The following is a 17676-nucleotide window of genomic DNA, read 5'->3' on the forward strand; positions in this document are numbered from 1 at the left end:
TGCAGGCGTGCACAGCCTCAAAAGCACCCCTCCCCTTCGATGCGCGAAAGGGAGAGAGCAGAGCTGCTGTCCCGCCTACTCTGGCGAAACAATCTGCTTGCCCAATAGGCGTTCGTAATCAGGCATCTCCGGCGTGGTATGCCGCAAGTGCAGGTTGTGCAGGATGGCGTCGAAACGCTTTTCGCTTTCCTCCAGCGGCGGCGGCTGCTGCTTCAGCTGCGGATAGGTCTGTTGCGACCAACCCTGCATCGTCATCGAAACGAAGGGCATCGCCTGAACACCTTCAATCCCCGGCATGCCTGCATACAGCTGGTAAGTGCGCACACTGGGATCGCGCTTGGTATCCCCTTCGCGGGTGATCGCGATACCGGTTTTATCGAAGCTCAAACCGCCGGCTAGAATTCCGCCCGGTTTGACAACATCGCGCCGCTGCACATCATCTGCCGGCATTGTCAGCAGCACACCTGGATAGGCCAGCACCTGCCTCCAGTTGGAGATGGGTTGCTTGGCGATACCTTCGCCTTCCTCTGGTGCCGGCCGGTAACCCGTATCGATGCTGTAGGCCACATTGGGCCGGTCCAGGTAACGGAACGAGGCGTGCGCGTGGTAGTCCGTGGTGCCGTCGTCGGCGAAGAACAGGCCCGGGAAACAGACACCGGGTTCGTCCGGTACTTCGCCGGGCGCGCGTAGCCGCATGCGCTTGATGTCGCGGCGTATCTTGGCCATGGCCTCCTCTCGGAGCGGATTGCCCTCTTCCGAGTTCACATAGGCCACCAACGAAATGACATGACCATCCAACAAAGCGCGCACCGCCAATCGACCGGTGCCACTTTCTGTCGCAAGCTCGCCGGGAAAGCCGAAACTGTGGACGCGTCGGTTGCGGGCAATCTTCAGCTTTTCTTTGGACTCCTGCACTCTCAATTCTCGACCTCGAATTATCGCTTCATCCGCCCCTCTCGCTCGGGCCTCCTCTACCTCAGCCTCATCCTCAGCAACTCCTCTTGTCCACGCGGCAACGCTCGCGCCACGATCCGCAAATTGATAGCGATCACGGTGCATCTCCATAACCTCTTCCGTGGCTGGCTGCGACACCATCACCCGCATTTCCCCGTAGCCCATGCGTTCACGACGATCACCAGGCACGCCATCCGCGAACAAGGGGGGTTCGTTGTCCTCCACCTTGCGCAGCGGATCCAGCGCCCATTCGATCGGGCCATCCACCTCGAATACCAGCCGCCCCAAACACTCGCGGGTAGAACCAGGTGTCCAGCTCGGCCTGAAGTCACGCGTTGTTTGTAGACGTGACATATGCTGCTGCAGACGCCCCTCAACCACGGGCCCAGGGGGAGGCACCGTCGGCGGCGTCGACGCATCGCAGGCAACCGGGCCTACCAGGAGTGCTGAGACAAGTAGCAGCGTCCGCCCCATTTCCATTCGTTCTTCCATCGCATTCATGCCTCAAGCTCGAGTTGGCGCCCGCACAGTTTCAAGTTGTGCGATTTGCACTTCATCATGCTGGACCTGATCTTTTTCAAGGTTAGCCAGGATCGATAGCGCAAAACCAGTGTTATTGCTTTCTCTAGCCAACCAGCCCAACGGCAAGGCGCAGATAAAGCCCTGCACACCCACCGGCACCCTCTCTGGCGCGACACCGACCACGCCTTGTGGGCGGGCTTTGGCGTCATAACCAATCTCCCAGATCAGATGTTTGTCGTCATCAGCACGTTTTGCCTCACGCCAGAACAGTGGATCAAATGGCATACGAAACTTCAGCTTGCCACGATTTCCCCCATACTGCCCTCCCGCAGGCGCGTCTCCGGGCTCAGGATAGTGCCATGTCGGCCAAAGCGCAGCGTTCATATTCATTACGTTGACCGAATTTTCCGAAACAACCCCTGCAGGTACGCCTCTCGGCACAAACGCAAAAGCCGCCTCATACGCTGTTGCGTTATCACCGGCTTGTCGTCGAATAAGTTCTATAGTGTCCATCGCAGCAGGTTGCGCAATAACATCCACGTTGAGCAGTTTTCCCGCAGGCCGCACACTCCCCTTACCGCTCTCACCGAAAATGTTACGCCACAAGGATTTTCTGAACTCGTGCACTCGCGAAGAAACTCTCGACGAGCGCATCCCATCCAGCTTCACCGTCACCTGCGGACCACCAGCCACAATGACCGCCAGTTCCGAATCTCGCATTCCCAACATGCTGCGATCATTGATGTTGGCACTACCAAGAACAGCCACGTTGTCATCGGCAATCAGCAATTTGCTATGCACATAGATCTGTTCGGTTACCGGTCGTCCGCTGGCCATGACCGCATGATTACGCAGATTCAGTAAGGTCACGTAATTCGGCCACCGCTTTCCAGCATTCTGCTCCAGAAGTTCTTCCAACAACATCTCCTGCGCCTTCTTCAGCGCCTGCTCCTCGCTCAGCCCACCATGCTCCTGTTCATATCGCGCGACCAACGCGCGGCGCACGCAATTGACCAAGCTCTGGGTGCCGTGCACCAGTGACTGCATGGTCAGATCCACCTGACGCATAAGTGTTATCTGGTCAAGCATGCCTTCCGGGTGCACTGGCACCACCAGATAGACGTGGAACGGATTGCCTTCGTTGATTGCACGCTCGATGCGCCGCGCCAGAGCCTTGTTGATCGGGTTGAGCAACTTCGATTGGTACAGCGATTTCGGTCGCGGGTTCTGCTGACTCGGCTTCTCCTTGCCCGCGCGCTCCAGCACATCGACAGCAGTGATGGTCTCGTGATTACTGAGGATACGCCGCACCGCACGCTCGAACGCCTGATAGTCATCATCAAGCAGCACCTTCCCGGTGTTCTGCCACTTCACCGTGGCCGGGTTGATGGTGTTGATCGGCACATCCTTGATGCCCAACAACTCCGCATACTTGTCGTAGCCTTCCAAGCCGCGGATGGAAACCATCGCGCCCGCCGGCCCTGACAGAGGTTTATCTGGCTCGTAGTCATCCACAAAACCAGCGTTGTCGCTCTGAAAAAACTGGCCTTCGATGTAGATGAATTGCTGGGCACCATGAATCGCCTTCAGCATGGCCTTCAGGCAGTTATTCTGTACAGGTGCCTTGGCTTGTTGGGCGCCTGCCGCATGTTCCGCCCGCAATAGTTCTTCTGGAGCACTGCGTAATACCTGAACCCAACAGCTTTTGTTGGGCGCCGCGCCCGCAACGATATTCTTTGGTCTGTGTTGCGGCTCGATGTTGGCTACATTCGACCTCGAGGGTGTCACTATATTGAATAGCAGCATGAAATAGCGCACCAAAGGCTGATGGCGATTGGCGGAGTACGTCCCCCGATACGCTTGCGCGACTGCATTCCAACGCTGAGTGAAGTTCCGGCTGAGATCGTGAACTGCCGGCCCCTCGATACCGCAATGTACGTCATGCCAAGGCTGCCGAGGCTGGCGCTCCGGGTCGACCATGCGGGTCTGGCCTGGATGCTGCTTTACAGGCTCGTCAAACAAGCGGTCATAGCGCTCGAACGCACCTATCCACTCGCTGGAGAGGCTAACCAGTACGCCGACGAGAGCGTTTACCGCGTCCCCGACCAAAGCGAAGATCTCTTTTTTATAGGGAAGCTGGGAGATATCGACCCCGAGCAACAGGTCCCACATCAGGTCAACGCTCTGCCTGAACTCCTGGCCACCTTTATCCCAGAGCCTGCGAATTTCACGTCGCTGCGGAGAGGGCACTTTGTTCCAAAGCCACTGCTGGGCCTCGACGACTTTGGCCTCGCCATACTCCAATGCTTTGGCACCTTCCCCTTCCAGCGGGTTATGGCGATCAACGAAGTCTTTTATGCCATCGCGTTTATCGCCCATCCAGTCGCTTATGCTTTTACTGAAGTCGACCGTACGCGCAAAGATGCCCCTCGCCGGCGTGAACGGAAACACGGCCAATCCTCGCCCTATCGGCAACAAGCCAGCGATCAGCAGCTCTATCAGCGGCACGCAATCACTCAGCTCCACCGCCGTTGGCTCTTTGATGGGCGGAATATTTGGCGAATAGTATTCCCCTAAAGTCCGCCCCTCAGCCAGCAAACTATACGTACCGGTTTCGCGCCTACCGTAGGCCAGGTCGATGCCGCCAACGAACGCTTTTTTGTTGTCCACCACCACCATTTTCTGGTGATGCGAAAAGAATGCGTTCAAGCTGCTCATGTCACTCTGGCCGAGCGCCGGCATGCAGTACGCGCGGCCCTTCCTGGGAACTCTATTGATCAGTCCCTTGCCGCCATTGAGATGGAACACCGCCATCATGGTGTGCAGATAACCGGTGTCTATCGGCCCCGGCGGCGCCAACCATGGCATCACATAGACCGTGGCGCCGTTCTCCACAGCTTTGTCCAGACAAGAAAGCAACGTACTGCCGTCGCCCATCTGTACGGCGTAGTTGATCTGCCAGCCAGCGATGAAAACGCTCTCTTGTGCGTTGCTGATCTCACGAGCCACGCGCTTGAAGTAGCTGTCACCACAGACAAAGAACTCAACATCGTGACCTGGCAGTGGCTGCCCGAATACTTCGGACCATTCGGGGAGCGCTGGATCGAGCACAACACTCTGGCCTTCAAAGGCCTCCCCCAACTTGTCATCGGTATTGGTCAAGAACCAGCCAGGTTGCTCATAGGCGCGCTGCGCCTTGCCGCTGTCATCAACAATCTGCGTTACGGTCCTTCTACCATTCATGAGTCCCTTCCTTGCGCCAACGCGCAATTGTTGCGCGGTTAGTCAACGCTTTATGAAATCTTTCAACTTTGCCGATGTACCGCCTTGGTCGAACCGCTCAACGGCATTCCTTGCATAGTTCATTTCACCTTGCTGGCGGATGCCGACCATGTCGGTGCGTACCGCCGCGGTGAAGCCAGCGGCGCCAAGCTCCATGCGCAAGCGTTGATCTTCATCCCAGTCACCCTTGTCACGGGCAACATCGATCTGCACCGAGTGGCCGGGGTACAGCAACCAAAGCTGGCTGGGTGTGCCAGCGTACTCGCGCGCCAACAGCTGCTGCTGCTCGTCATCCAGCACAACATGGCCGTCAGCGTCGGTTACCCCCTCCAGCAGCACACGCTTTGCATCACGCAAGGCAGCGCCGAAAGGTTTGCCACGGTTCCTGATGATTCTCCAGGACGTCTCCGCCAGCGGGTTTCCGGTTGGGCCGGGCATGTCCTGCAACCAGAAATCGAAGTCCATCGGTTCCGGCGCGAAGCTGGGGACCGGGAAAGTTGGCAGTTCCCTGGCCAACTCGGCAGGCCCCACAAACGACTTCTTGCTCGCATGCACGGTAATCGTGCCCGGGCAGTTGAACGTGATGTTTCCGCCCTCGATGGTCACGCTGGCGCCGCCTGAAGTCGCAATGTGGATCGTCTTGCCTGCTGCAAGCTCCACCACGCCCTGCGCGCTGGCTGCGCGTAGCGCCTGCCGCGATTGCAGGCGCACTTCGTTGTGTTGGGCCTGCACATTCAATTCGCCGGTCCCGGCCACCACGCTCAAGGCATTTCCGCCTTCCGCGCCGCCCTCTACCGCACAGGCCAGCATGCCGATGGCCTGCCCGGCGTGCAGGCGGGCGTTGCCCATCACTGCGGTGTCGCTGTCGCCGCCGCTGGCCAGCAGCAAGCCTTCGCCCACCGACCAGTGCAGGGCCTGCCCTGCGACGTGGACGATGCCTGCGGGTGCGGCAAAGCCCAGCAGGGGGTCCCCGCTGTGCGGGACGCGGCCGCTGCCTGCTGTGGCCTGGCGCTGTGCAGCTTCGCCGCTGGCGGCGTCGAATGCCGTGCCCGCGACCGTGGTCCTGGCGCTGGCCAGCATGGCGGCCAGAGGCGCCTGATCCGGCACGATGCTTGAACGCTCCTTGCCACGCGCGCCTTCCTTCATCACCAACGTGCTGGTCAGGTGGGTGCGGGCGGCCTGGCTGAAACGGGTGCTCAGGCTTTGCAGTTGGCCGAGCAACGCCGCTGGCTGTACGGCTTCGCCAGCAGGGCTGTTGCTGCGATGCGTATAGGCACTGAACCATGCACCGGAGCTGGCGCGTACCGCGCCCCAGGCGTCGCTGCGCAGTTCAAAACCGGTGCCGCGCAGGCTGCCGAGGAAGTTGTCGGCCTGGTGGCGCAGGTGACCGAGGCTCAGCTGCGAGGTCTGCTGGCTGCTGGCCAGCTGCACGCGCAGTTGTTGATCGCTGTCGTCGAACAGGAGGTGATTGCTGCCTTGGCCGCCTTCCCATTCGCGCGAGCGGATGCCCCAGACAGCACCCGCGTTGCGGTGGGCGTCGTCGCCCGCGCCTGCGGCATGCCATGCGGGTGCGTGCCCGCCGCTCAGATTGCCCTGTGCGCTGCCGGCGTTATCGCGTGCCTGTGCATAGGCACTGCGGTCGTCGTTGCCGCTGGCGCCTGCGGGCGTCGGTGCAACACCTGCTTCACCGCGGCCGTTGTAGAGCGCGCCCAGCACGATCGGCCGGTCGATATCCCCATCCAGAAAACCCACCAGCACTTCCTGGCCGATGCGCGGCAGGAACTGTGCGCCCACACCCGGGCCTGCGTAACGCTGGGCCACGCGCAGCCAGGTGGTATCGGCCTCGCCATTCTGGAAATGGAAACAGACGCGGATGCGGCCCATGCGGTCTGCATGGACGTCCTGGCCCTTGCCGCCATGCGAAGCGACGACGCGTGCGGTCTGGTAGCCCGGTGCGGTCGGGCGCGGGTTGAGCCGCTGGCCGGAGCCATCCTCCAGCGCAGGCCGCCATGGCATCGCGCGCTCGGTCGCCTTGAAGCGATTGGCATAACCCACCTTCTCGGCCTGCTGCCACAGGGCTGCATCTGCCGTGTTGATGGGCGGCTTGCCTAGTGCGTCATCCAGCGCCTGCCGAATATCGGTGGGCAGGTTATTGATGCCGGCGTGATCCAACTCGGTCAGCAGCAATTCCGGCGCGGATGAAAACGGCGCCTGCTGCACCTGTATCCAGGTGCCGGATTGGAAACCACGCACCGTAGCTTGGCCAAGCCAGGTACACGCGTGCACCTCATGCGCCTGCGCTTGCAGCCGCGCATACCACCCCGCCGCAGCCGCGTTGCTGAATGCATAAGCACCCACCACATCGTAGCTCTCGCGCTGCGATTGCTCGCCACCGCCATCCACCGGCAGCTGCGCGCTGATGCCACGTACGGAACGGTAATCGTCACTCAGCAAGCTGATGCGGTTGCTGCCCAGTGCACGCTGCCGGCCCAGCGTCTGGATGCTATCGCTGGATTCCGTGGCGTCACTGCGATGGAAGCGCACGCCGACCGAGGCACTTGCGGCATCCTGCGGCAGCGCCGAACTGTCAGCGAATATCTCCATGCTGTTGCCACACGGCGCCTGCTCGTCCTGGCATAGGCGCCAGCCCAGGCCCTCTTCGGCAAGCAGCCGCTGCACGAAGGCCAGATCGCTTTCACGGTACTGCACGCAGTAGCTGCGCGCGCGCGCGGCAATGAACTCATCGCAACCCTCGGCCCAGCGCCAACGCGCCAGCTCCGGATAGCCCTCGAGCACGCTGTCCACGATCTGCCGAACCGTCTTGTCCTGGAATACGCGGCTATGCCGTGCGTGCTGCAACCACCAGGTCCAGGACTGCAGTGAGAAGCGGTAGCGAACCAGGCCGCCGTCGCTGCCCAGGCACGTTGCCGATGCAATCAAACCGCTGCGGCGTTGTTCACCACCATCGGCGGTGCGCATACGCAAGATCGCCGGCTTGGCGAGCAGTGCCTGCAGGTCCGCGCCCTGTTCGGTGGCAAGTACATCCACCTCGGTGGCGGCATGTGCAGACAAGGCATCTCGCCCCCGCCAACGCTCGACCACGTTGTTGCCAAACGCATCGCACTGCAGTTGGTATTGCCGCTGGGCATTACCCAGCACAGCGATCTGCGCCATCAGGTTATTCAGCTTATCCATGCCTATTCCAGATGTGATGACTGTCTGCAATCTGCAGACACCAATCGGATTCCTTTCGCGGAATTTACCAGAAGTTGCCTCCGCGGGTTTTCACGGCGCCTGCGTTGCAGTCACCGCCCCGTGCCCGGGCCTATCTACAGCGCCTGCTGCCAGTGCGCGGGGGGAAGAAGCTTGATTTCAATGGTTACCGATCAACCCGAAAGCCGCGGAAACGCCCGCTGGCGCACTGTTTTTCACGACTGATCCGTACAAAAGCCAGATTCGTCTCGAATGTCCGAACATGAGCGCGTTCCTGAGGCCATCAGGCGCATTGGACAGCCCATCTGCGCAGATCGAGCGCCGCCAGCACAACTGAGCGCTGATCGGTTGGTCATTATCCGGATTCAGCCGTACCCAGCACTTCACCCTCCCGCATTGCCCTGCATTACCACCGAGCCAGGGACCCGCCACATGCAGTGGATTGGTGATCTTGGAGCGGATGCGTGCAATAACGTGATTGAAGAACGTGTCTGGCATCTGCGCAATGGCCGCACGCCTACGGCGATAAGTCGCCGGCGATTACCGGACCGCGGAATAGAGTTCCGCTTCAATGATGTCGCGCCGGTGTTTCTAGCGGTGGAAGAAGATGCGCTTGAAACCTACTGGAAGGAGGCCATCGCCATCATCGCGGGTTATCCGCAGCTCGATGCGTTGCGCTTTCGCTGCGATGTCTGATTTGCGTTCCTGATTGGTGAAGGCGTGGGCAGTGCGTTTCTTGCGAACGCGCCATCCCCGCCCTTCCCTTCGCTGCGCGAAAGGGAGGAAGAGAAGCGGTAGTGCCGAGCCATGCTCGGCAAAAGCTTTCCTGGCAGGGCCCCAGCCGAGCATGGCTCGGCTCTACACAGTCAAAAGCCATCCCCTGCACCTTCGGTGCAAGGGAGGAGGCTGATCAGACCAGATCCGGATGACGGTCGATCAACGCCTGCTTGCGGCGCTCCAGGTCGGCAAGCTTGTCCTGCATGTCGTTGATCTCTACGTCCAGGTCATCAACGCTTGCTTCGATATGATCGTACTGCTCCTGCAGCAGCTCGCGCGCCTCGCGACGGCTTGATGCATTCGGTGTATCGCCGCGCATCGGCTTGCTGGCCGTCTCGTGCATGAAGTAGGCGGTGATCAGGCCAATCACCGCAACCACCATCAGGTAGTACGCCGGCATCATCAGATCACCGGTGGTCTCCACCAACCAGGCCGCAAGTGTCGGGGTCACGCCGGCGATGATCACCGAGATGTTGAACGCGCTGGCCAACGCGCTGTAACGCACGCGGGTGGGGAACATCGCCGGCAAAGTGGAAGCCATCACCCCGATCAGGCAGTTCAGCAACACGGCCAACAACAACAGGCCAACGAAGATCCAACCGGTGTTGCCGCTGGTAATGAGATGAAACGCCGGGATCGCGGCGACCAGCAGACCAATGCTGCCTGCAGCGATGAATGGCCGGCGCCCGATACGGTCACTGGCCATGCCGACGAACGGCTGCACGAACAACATGCCCACCATCACCACGATGATGATCAGCACGCCGTGGTCCTCGGAGTAGTGCAGGTTGTGCGACAGGTAGGTGGGCATGTAGGTCAGCAACATGTAGTAGGTCACGTTGGTGACCAGCACGATGCCGACGCAGATCAGCAGCGAACGCCAGTACTTGCTGACGATTTCCTTGAAGGATATCCGTGGCGCGCTGCCGACGGCATCCTGGTCCTCCTTCTCCATGCGCTCCAGCTGCTCGGTGAAGGCCGGGGTTTCTTCCGCCGCGTGGCGCAGGTACAGGCCGATCAAGCCCAGCGGTGCGGCGAGGAAGAACGGAATCCGCCAGCCCCACTCCAGGAACCGCGCTTCGCCCACGATGCTGCTGAGCAGCACCACCACGCCGGCACCGGAGACAAACCCAATGATCGAACCGAAGTCCAACCAGCTGCTCAGAAAACCGCGGCGCCTGTCCGGCGCAAACTCGGCCACGAACACCGCGGCACCGGTGTACTCACCACCAACGGAGAAGCCCTGCGCCAACTTGCACAGCAGCAACAGGATGGGCGCGAGTATGCCGATGCTCTCGTACGAAGGAATCAGACCGATGCAGAAGGTACTGACCGCCATCAGGATGATGGTTGCCGACAGCACCTTCTGCCGGCCGAATTTGTCCCCCATGACCCCAAAGAACACGCCGCCCAGCGGACGCACCAGGAACGGCACCGAGAATGTCGCCAACGCAGCGATGGTCTGCACGCTGGGCGAGGCCTCGGGAAAGAACACCTTGCCCAAGGCATAGGCGACAAAACCGTACACACCAAAATCGAACCACTCCATCGCGTTACCCAACGCGGCGGCAGTGACTGCTTTCTTTACTTTTGCCTTATCGATGACGGTGATGTCCTCGATTTGAAGCGGCTCATTGCGGATAGTGGATTCACCTGTAGACATGACAGGACCAGTCCTCCCGTTACTGAGTTGATTGCACGCTTGGCCTTGGCTTGCATGAGTTCGCGCAGGCCGTGATGCGCACGAAGGAATGCCCCGCGACAAAGCCACGGGAACGGTCAGGGACAGAAAAAACCGGGATCATCCCGGTAAGGCGTAGTGCCGGCTGTCCGAGCATCAACAGACAGGGCGCCTGTGCGTAATCGCTGAAAGATGCTTAGCCGGCGTATTTTACGCGAACAGGCGTTAAGGCTTGTTAAAGACGCGTCTACAGTGATGTCATGCAAACACGAAGCCCACTGTTCTTCAACGATGAATGCGGCGAAATACGTTTGATAGCAGCACGATGAGGCCTGTTATTGCGCAGCCTGCTGCGTAGCAGATGATGTCGCCCCACGAAAATGTGTTGCCGATGATCGTGTACATCATATCGCCGCGAACATAGCCAAGACGTTCGGCGACATGGAAATACTGGGCGAACTCGATGCCGCAAGCGAACACGAACACCATCAAAAGAACCAGATAATCGTGAATGCGCAGTACGCTGCGGATCATCGCATAGAGCAAAACCACCACCAGCACGTCGCCGAGATAGGCACGAATCCACGACACATGCGGCAGGCCCGTGGCGATGATCACCTCGACAGCGAACACCAGCAACGCCAGCACCAGATGCCAGCGACTGATTACGAACATGCCGACCAGCTTTGTGCTGAGCGGCACCGAATCAGCGCCAGTTTGCATTGGCGCCCCAGAACTCCACCGCACGCGCGTAGGCCGCACGGTCAATCGGCACACCAGACCCGCCTTCTTCAACACCCAATGCATTGCGCATCATGGTGATCGGCGCCATCGGGATCTCTTCGGCAGTGGCGGTATACAGACAGCCCACTACGCCCCAATCGGCCTCGATCGGCGAACCCTCTTTCTGCAACTGCTCCCGGCTATAGAGGATGACCACCAGATATTCGGCCACCGCCGGTTCCACACCCTCGAACCAACGCACCAGCACCGGCAGCTCCTCGCGGCTGCGCGCCTCGTAGCCGGAACGCAGCAGGTGCCGATTCTGCTCGGTGACCGGTACGGTCAGGCAGCGGGTGCTGGTCCAGTTCCTGTAGACATGCAGCTTGCAGAACGGCGCATAGCCATCGAGCACCTTGTCGGCAGCATGCGCATTCAAGTACTGCTCGAATTCCTCAGCGCTGCAGTCCTGGATGGTGTTGGCGCGTGGCGTGCGCGGGAACAAACGGGTACGTGCAAACGGCGTCAAGTAGATGGACATCATCGCTTCCAACAGAGGATGGCGACATTGTCGGCGATCAGCACGTAGACCGGAACCATCGCCTCCCGACACCTGCGCAAGCAGCGGGCATTCGCTGCCTGGCTCAGGCGTGCGCTTGCGCCTCGTGCTCGGCGACATCCATCGAAGGGGTGCGCCAGCCGGAGTTGACGCCCCATAGATAGAACACGACGCCGATCACCGCCACCAGCAGCAGATCCCAGCCGTAACCGAGGTAACCGGCACCGCCAAACGCCGTACTGCCTGCCCACGACACCAGCGCCAGCAGCGGCAGGTAGCAGATCAGCCATAGCGCGCCTCTCAGCTGGCGGCGGAAATCATGCCAACCAATCTTGCGCTGGTAATACACGTAGATGGGCAGTGCTACCACCATCAGCAGGATGATCTCGCCGGTCAGTGGCCAGCGCGCCCAGTACAACAGCTCGGTAGCCATCACGAAGGCCACGCCCGCCAGTATCGGCAGCGCGACCACCCGCAACGGGCGATGCAGGTTGGGTGCGGTGCGGCGCAGCGACATCACGCTGATCGGACCGGTCATGTACGAAATGACGGTGGCCACCGAGATCACCGCCGCCAACGTGCCCCAACCGCGGAAGAAGAACAGGAACAGGAACGACACCACCAGGTTCAACCACATCGCCGGGCGCGGTACGCCCCAACGCGGATGGATGTTGCCCAACACCCTGGGGGCCGTTCCGTTCTGCTGCATGCCGTAGATCATGCGCGCAGTGGTGGCGGTATACGTCATGCCGGTGCCGCTTGGGCTGACAAAGGCATCCACGTACAACAGCATTGCCAGCCAATGCAGGTTGAGGATCAAGGCCAACTGGGCAAACGGTGAACGGAAGTCGATGCCATGCCAACCGTGCTCGGCCAGCATCTGGCTGGGTACCGCGCCGATGTAAGCCACCTGCAGCAGTACATAGATCACTGCCGCCAGCAGGATCGAGCCAACTACCGCGAACGGAATGCTGCGGCCGGGGTTGCGCGCTTCACCCGCCAGATTCACCGGGCTCTGGAAGCCATTGAAGCTGAAAACAATGCCAGCAGTAGCAATAGCGGTGAGGATGGCGGAGAAGTCCAGGGTCGGCGTACCCGGCCCCTTCAACCCAACCGAGAAGTTTTCGGCATGGAACCCGCTGGCGATCAGGGCCACACCGGTCAACGTCGGCACGATCAGCTTGAACAGGGTGATGGCGCTGTTGGAGTGTGCGAACAGCTTGACGCTCCAGAAGTTGATCAGGAAATAGACGACCACCAGCACTGCGGCGATCAGCAGGCCGGCATGGCTGAGCTCCCCCATTCCCCCTGGCTGTTGCACATACATGTCCTGCGCCCATTGCCAGGGCCACGATGCCATGTACTGCACCGAGGCTTCAGCCTCGACCGGAATCACCGAGACGATGGCGATCCAGTTGGCCCAGGCAGCGATGAAGCCGACCAGCGAACCGTGCGAGTAATGGCTGTAGCGCACCATGCCACCGGACTCGGGAAACATCGCGCCCAGCTCTGCGTAGGTCAGGGCGATGGTGAGGATGATGGCCGCACCCAGTACCCATGCCCAGATCGCACCGGGCCCGGCCAGGCCGGCGGCGCGCCAGGCGCCGAACAACCACCCTGAGCCAATGATCGAGCCCAGGCCGGTGAGCATCAGGGCGATGGGGCCGACGTCGCGGCGGATGGCGCTGGATGCAGTCATGGTGGTTTTCCGGTTGCAGCATCGCCGGGATGGCGTTGGCGCTCGATGATCGCAAACCTGACGTTAAGCCGGGCGTGGTTCTTGCTGGTTGGGTGTTGCTGCCAGAACCGGCATGACCGGAGGATAGTTTCCGTTCACTGAGATGCCGAAAGCGGCAAATGCCTTGCCCCCTCCCTTGCGCCGAAGGCGCAGGGGAGGGTTGGGGAGGGGTGCTCTGCGCAGGAAACTCAACCTGCAAACGGTTCTGGCTTGGTGCTTCTGATTCTGCGCTCAAGCGAAGTGCCGGAGGTCAAAAGCCAAGAGCAACACCTAGCAGCAAAAGCACCCCTCCCCAACCCTCCCCTTGCCTGCGGCAAAGGGAGGGGGCCAACGCCGCAGCCCTCACTAGCGGCGAACGGCCGCGCGCCGCAATGAACTCCACGCTCAACGAACACATGGCTACGACGCAACTCCGACAACCGCCCACCGACAGTGGCTGCACTCCCGCGTAGATGACTGCCATGTCGCCGACCGAATCACTCAGCAAAGTCCCCGCCATCACGCTGGGCTTCTGGATCATCAAGATCCTTGCCACCACCCTGGGCGAGGTTGGCGGGGATGCCGTCACCATGTCGATGGACTTCGGCTACCTTGTCGGCACGCTGTTGTTCGCCACGGTGTTCGCGGTGGCGGTGTTCGTCCAGATCCGCTCGCCCCGCTTCCGGCCCTGGGTGTACTGGTTCGCCATCATCGCCAGCACCACCGTCGGCACCACCCTGGCTGACTACGTCGACCGTTCGCTGGGCATCGGCTATAGCGGTGGCACCACGCTGCTGCTCGCCTTGTTGTTGAGCACGCTGTTCGTCTGGCAGCGCAGCACCGGCAGTATCTCGGTCAGCCGGATCGACTCCTCGCGCAGCGAGCTGTTCTACTGGCTGACCATCACCTTCTCGCAAACCCTGGGCACGGCATTGGGCGACTGGGCCGCGGATACCCAGGGGCTTGGCTATACCGGCGGAATCGCGGTGTTTGCCGGGCTGCTGGCGCTGGTTGCGGTGCTGTACTTGCGCACCCGTATCTCCCGCACCGCGCTGTTCTGGTCAGCTTTCATCCTGACGCGCCCACTGGGCGCGGTAGTCGGCGACTTCCTCGACAAGCCCCTGGATCATGGCGGCCTTGCCCTGAGCCGGTATGTGGGCACCAGCGTGCTGCTGCTGGCCATCGTGACCTGCATCGTCCTGCTGCCACAGCGCCCCGCCAGCCAGACGCACTGAAAATCCAGCGGCTGCCCAAGTCTCGCCTGAAACAATTGAATATCCATCTTGATGGAGAGATATAATGGCCCGCATCCCGTCAGACCCCGGCCGCTCCCCATGACCGCGCTCAGCTTCGAGTTCTACCCACCCAAGACCGATGACCAGCGTGCCCAGCTGGACCGTACCGCCGCCAAGCTCAAAGGCCATGCGCCGGAATACGTATCGTGCACCTTCGGTGCGGGTGGCTCGACGCTGAGTTACACCTCCGAGACCGTGCGCCACCTCAACCAGCACCATGGCCTGCAGGCAGCCCCCCATCTGTCCTGCGTCGGCGGTACCCGCGAGGAGATCCGCGAGCTGCTGAAGCTGTATCGCGCCATCGGGGTGAAGCGCATCGTCGCCCTGCGCGGTGACCTGCCTTCGGGCATGGGCTTCCCCGGGGACCTGCGTTATGCCTCCGAGCTCATCGCCTTCATTCGTGCAGAGCATGGCGATGCCTTCCGCATCGAGGTGGGCGCCTATCCGGAGACCCACCCGCAAGCCAGCGACGCGCTGAGCGACCTGCGCCATTTCAAGGCCAAGATCGATGCCGGTGCCGACGCCGCCATCACCCAGTATTTCTACAACGCCGACGCGTACTTCCACTTCGTCGACGCAGCGCGGAAGCTCGGCGTGGAAGTTCCGATCATTCCCGGCGTCATGCCGATCTCCAACTTCAGCCAGTTGCGTCGTTTTTCCGAGCAATGCGGGGCCGAGATCCCGCGCTGGGTCAGCAAGCGCATGCAGGCGTATGGTGACGATGCCGAATCGGTGCGCAGCTTCGGCGCCGACGTGGTTGCCGGCCTGTGCGAACGTCTGATCGCAGGCGGTGCACCCTCGCTGCATTTCTACACGCTCAACCTGGCCAAGCCGACCAATGCGGTGCTGGAGCGGCTCAGTCGCGGCTGAGCATCCATCACTTCCTGCGCGCCCGGGCAACGGCTACCCTTGGCCGATGCGCCTGCTGTTACTCCTGTTGCTGACCTGCCCTGCCCTGGCGGCGTTTGATGCGCCTGCACAGCAGATCAACCGCTGTACCAACGCACAGGGACAGACCGTTTACGGTGACAAGCCCTGCGACGCCATGGGGGCACGCGCCCGCTTGTTGCCCAATACGCGGGCGCTGGGCAGCAGTGGCCTGTACCGCGACAGCTGTGCGCGCCGGCTCAGCGAGCTGGTCGCACAGATCCAGTCCGCCGCCGATGCACGCGACCCCAATCGCCTGTCAGGCATTTATCTGTGGAACGGCCTCTCAAACGCAGCCGCGACCCGGGTCATGGACAGGCTGGATGAGATCGTGCAGCGGCCGCTGATCGACATCGCGCCGGTATTCCCCGAGGAACCAGCCTATGTTCCCGCGCCCACCGAACCGTTCACCTATACCGACGGCACGCCGGTGGATCCTGCGCAGGCCGCCAGCAGCGGCGCCGATCCGGAGGTGCACGTGATCACCAATGTCCGCACCGGCCCGCGTCGACCGATTGCCCTGCGTCTGGAGCAGACCTTGCCGCGCAGCGCCACGCCGACCCGGACCATCCTGCATCTGCGCCGCCAATACAATTGTTTCTGGATCACGCTGTAAGCGGCTTGCCCGCTGCCGTCATCTGCTCAGCACGACGGCCATAGCGCGCGAATCGCGGCAACGCCAAGTGCTCCATGCCGGCGCGCGGTTTCGACATCGCCAGCGCCCATGCCGCCAATCGCATAGATCGGCAGTGAGACCTGCTCGCGCAGCTCCACGAATGCATCCCAGCCCAGGCCTGCAACGCCTGGATGGCTGGCCGTGGGCTGCACCGGCCCAAGCACCGCGAAGTCACAACCCAACCGCTGTGCTGCCTGCAGTTGAGCCAGGTCGTGGCAGGATGCCGCCACCAGCAACGACTCCGGCAAGGGCCGCGCCTGCAGCTGCAGCACCTGCTCGCTGCCCAGATGCACACCAACACCCAGTTCACTGGCCAGGGCGATGTCGCGATTGACCAGCACCTCGACCTGCTTGCCAAAGCGCTCGACCACGGCCTTGGCCAATGCCTGACGCTGTGCTGCCATCGGCGTACGCAGCTGCACGCGCCGGATGCCACTGGCGATGGCGACCTCGATCGACGCCAACCAGGCCTCGTCGCCGTCGGTGGGCTCCGGGGTGATCAGGTACTGGCCCGGCTGGCGCAGCGCCGCCACCACCGGCAGATCGGCCGGCGGCATCGAGTAGCGCGAGAGTTTGTCCGGCGCCACCCAGGTGATGGCCTGGCCTTCACGGCCACGCGCGGTGCCTTTCCAATGCTGCACGCGGCGCACTTCCAGGCGCAGGCGCTTGTCCGGGTAGATCTGTGGAACGTCCATTACCCATTCGCCTACCTCGGCCTCGATCCCCAGTTCCTCGCGCAATTCGCGGATCAGGGCCTGTTCCGAGGTCTCACCGGGTTCGCGCTTGCCACCGGGAAACTCCCATAGGCCAGCCATGTCGCTGTCGCCGGTGCGGCGGTTGAGCAGGATGCGACCGCGCGCGTCGGTGATGACGGCGGCCACGACGTGGATCGAGCGTGAAGGGGATGTCATGGACTGAGCATGCCGAAAACAGGCCGGTCGGTGCAATCGTTCGATGCGGTGCAGCCATACCGGAACGGCGCCATTTTGCAGGAGCGGCGTCAGCCGCGAAGCTGGCGCACCATCAGAGTGCAGAGATGGCCGGCCCGTCAGGGAACCCGGCTTCGCGGCTTACGCCGCTCCTACATGGTGATCACCTGTAGTGCCGAGCCATGCTCGGCAGGGGCATTACCGGCGATGCATCGGACAGGCCATCGGCTTCGTGGCTTACGCCGCTCCTACAAAAGCCAGGCTGACGGTAGTGCCGAGCCATGCTCGGCAGGGGCATTACCGGCGATGCATCGGCCAGGGCATCGGCTTCGTGGCTTACGCCGCTCCTGCAAAGCCAGGCTGACGGTAGTGCCGAGCCATGCTCGGCAGGGGCATTACCGGTGAAGCCCCTGCCGAGCATGGC

General features: G+C 61.6%; 13 protein-coding genes. 4 read left to right on the plus strand and 9 right to left on the minus strand.

Annotation, left to right across the window (positions count from 1 at the left end; all coding sequences use genetic code 11):
• Positions 1 to 75: 75 nt before the first annotated feature.
• The 3 genes from ACVOLQ_RS17420 to ACVOLQ_RS17430 are packed head-to-tail and all read right to left on the minus strand — an operon-like array spanning position 76 to position 7953.
• On the minus strand, positions 76 to 1455 hold the full coding sequence (locus ACVOLQ_RS17420) for a hypothetical protein (protein WP_481528772.1): 1380 nt from the start codon (positions 1453 to 1455) through the stop codon (positions 76 to 78).
• 3 nt (positions 1456 to 1458) lie between these two features.
• A complete protein-coding gene (locus ACVOLQ_RS17425) occupies positions 1459 to 4719 on the minus strand; it encodes a hypothetical protein (RefSeq protein ID WP_481528773.1) in 3261 nt (1086 codons plus the stop codon).
• A gap of 42 nt (positions 4720 to 4761) precedes the next feature.
• Positions 4762 to 7953 (minus strand): type VI secretion system Vgr family protein, encoded by a 3192-nt coding sequence (locus tag ACVOLQ_RS17430; RefSeq protein WP_481528774.1) that lies wholly within the window; start codon positions 7951 to 7953, stop codon positions 4762 to 4764.
• Between the two features lie 450 nt (positions 7954 to 8403).
• On the opposite strand from ACVOLQ_RS17430, the gene ACVOLQ_RS17435 reads away from it, so the two are divergent.
• Positions 8404 to 8667 carry a hypothetical protein gene (locus ACVOLQ_RS17435; protein WP_481528775.1) on the plus strand — a complete coding sequence of 88 codons (264 nt, stop codon included), beginning with the start codon at positions 8404 to 8406 and terminating at the stop codon, positions 8665 to 8667.
• 214 nt (positions 8668 to 8881) lie between these two features.
• Here ACVOLQ_RS17435 and proP read toward each other — a convergent pair whose 3' ends face one another.
• The 4 genes from proP to ACVOLQ_RS17455 all read right to left on the minus strand — a co-directional run bounded on the left by proP (position 8882) and on the right by ACVOLQ_RS17455 (position 13407).
• Entirely contained in the window at positions 8882 to 10411 is a 1530-nt protein-coding gene (gene proP, locus ACVOLQ_RS17440) for a glycine betaine/L-proline transporter ProP (protein ID WP_313173396.1), read from the minus strand.
• A 303-nt stretch (positions 10412 to 10714) separates the two neighbouring features.
• Complete coding sequence (locus ACVOLQ_RS17445; protein WP_481528776.1) at positions 10715 to 11152, minus strand: ribosomal maturation YjgA family protein; 438 nt, start codon at positions 11150 to 11152, stop codon at positions 10715 to 10717.
• Entirely contained in the window at positions 11136 to 11690 is a 555-nt protein-coding gene (locus tag ACVOLQ_RS17450) for a DUF3228 family protein (protein WP_313495705.1), read from the minus strand. The genes ACVOLQ_RS17445 and ACVOLQ_RS17450 overlap by 17 nt, the downstream gene beginning before the upstream one ends.
• A gap of 103 nt (positions 11691 to 11793) precedes the next feature.
• Positions 11794 to 13407 carry an APC family permease gene (locus ACVOLQ_RS17455; protein WP_481528777.1) on the minus strand — a complete coding sequence of 538 codons (1614 nt, stop codon included), beginning with the start codon at positions 13405 to 13407 and terminating at the stop codon, positions 11794 to 11796.
• Positions 13408 to 13907: 500 nt separating this feature from the next.
• Here ACVOLQ_RS17455 and ACVOLQ_RS17460 point away from each other — a divergent pair, with 500 nt between their 5' ends.
• The 3 genes from ACVOLQ_RS17460 to ACVOLQ_RS17470 all read left to right on the plus strand — a co-directional run bounded on the left by ACVOLQ_RS17460 (position 13908) and on the right by ACVOLQ_RS17470 (position 16263).
• The gene (locus ACVOLQ_RS17460) at positions 13908 to 14660 is read left to right on the plus strand and encodes a COG4705 family protein (protein ID WP_481528778.1); all 753 of its coding nucleotides are present in this window, start codon (positions 13908 to 13910) and stop codon (positions 14658 to 14660) included.
• 99 nt (positions 14661 to 14759) lie between these two features.
• Positions 14760 to 15590, plus strand: coding sequence for a methylenetetrahydrofolate reductase [NAD(P)H] (gene metF, locus ACVOLQ_RS17465; RefSeq protein WP_481528779.1), 831 nt, complete (start codon positions 14760 to 14762; stop codon positions 15588 to 15590).
• 46 nt (positions 15591 to 15636) lie between these two features.
• Positions 15637 to 16263 carry a DUF4124 domain-containing protein gene (locus ACVOLQ_RS17470; RefSeq protein ID WP_313173390.1) on the plus strand — a complete coding sequence of 209 codons (627 nt, stop codon included), beginning with the start codon at positions 15637 to 15639 and terminating at the stop codon, positions 16261 to 16263.
• A gap of 26 nt (positions 16264 to 16289) precedes the next feature.
• On the opposite strand, the gene ACVOLQ_RS17475 is transcribed toward ACVOLQ_RS17470, so the two are convergent.
• The gene (locus tag ACVOLQ_RS17475; RefSeq protein ID WP_481528780.1) at positions 16290 to 17234 is read right to left on the minus strand and encodes a Nudix family hydrolase; all 945 of its coding nucleotides are present in this window, start codon (positions 17232 to 17234) and stop codon (positions 16290 to 16292) included.
• A gap of 181 nt (positions 17235 to 17415) precedes the next feature.
• On the minus strand, positions 17416 to 17676 hold a 261-nt coding region (locus tag ACVOLQ_RS17480; protein ID WP_481528781.1), incomplete at its 5' end, for a hypothetical protein.

The organism is Stenotrophomonas sp. STEN031 (assembly GCF_056759975.1).

Bases quoted from the DNA above. Each gene is read 5' to 3' on its own strand.
- ACVOLQ_RS17460 (WP_481528778.1), top strand. From the start codon at position 13,908: ATGTCGCCGACCGAATCACTCAGCAAAGTCCCCGCCATCACGCTGGGC.
- ACVOLQ_RS17425 (WP_481528773.1), bottom strand. From the start codon at position 4,719: ATGAATGGTAGAAGGACCGTAACGCAGATTGTTGATGACAGCGGCAAG.
- ACVOLQ_RS17455 (WP_481528777.1), bottom strand. From the start codon at position 13,407: ATGACTGCATCCAGCGCCATCCGCCGCGACGTCGGCCCCATCGCCCTG.
- proP (WP_313173396.1), bottom strand. From the start codon at position 10,411: ATGTCTACAGGTGAATCCACTATCCGCAATGAGCCGCTTCAAATCGAG.
- ACVOLQ_RS17435 (WP_481528775.1), top strand. From the start codon at position 8,404: ATGCAGTGGATTGGTGATCTTGGAGCGGATGCGTGCAATAACGTGATT.
- ACVOLQ_RS17450 (WP_313495705.1), bottom strand. From the start codon at position 11,690: ATGTCCATCTACTTGACGCCGTTTGCACGTACCCGTTTGTTCCCGCGC.
- ACVOLQ_RS17445 (WP_481528776.1), bottom strand. From the start codon at position 11,152: ATGCAAACTGGCGCTGATTCGGTGCCGCTCAGCACAAAGCTGGTCGGC.
- ACVOLQ_RS17430 (WP_481528774.1), bottom strand. From the start codon at position 7,953: ATGGATAAGCTGAATAACCTGATGGCGCAGATCGCTGTGCTGGGTAAT.
- ACVOLQ_RS17420 (WP_481528772.1), bottom strand. From the start codon at position 1,455: ATGAATGCGATGGAAGAACGAATGGAAATGGGGCGGACGCTGCTACTT.
- ACVOLQ_RS17475 (WP_481528780.1), bottom strand. From the start codon at position 17,234: ATGACATCCCCTTCACGCTCGATCCACGTCGTGGCCGCCGTCATCACC.
- metF (WP_481528779.1), top strand. From the start codon at position 14,760: ATGACCGCGCTCAGCTTCGAGTTCTACCCACCCAAGACCGATGACCAG.
- ACVOLQ_RS17470 (WP_313173390.1), top strand. From the start codon at position 15,637: ATGCGCCTGCTGTTACTCCTGTTGCTGACCTGCCCTGCCCTGGCGGCG.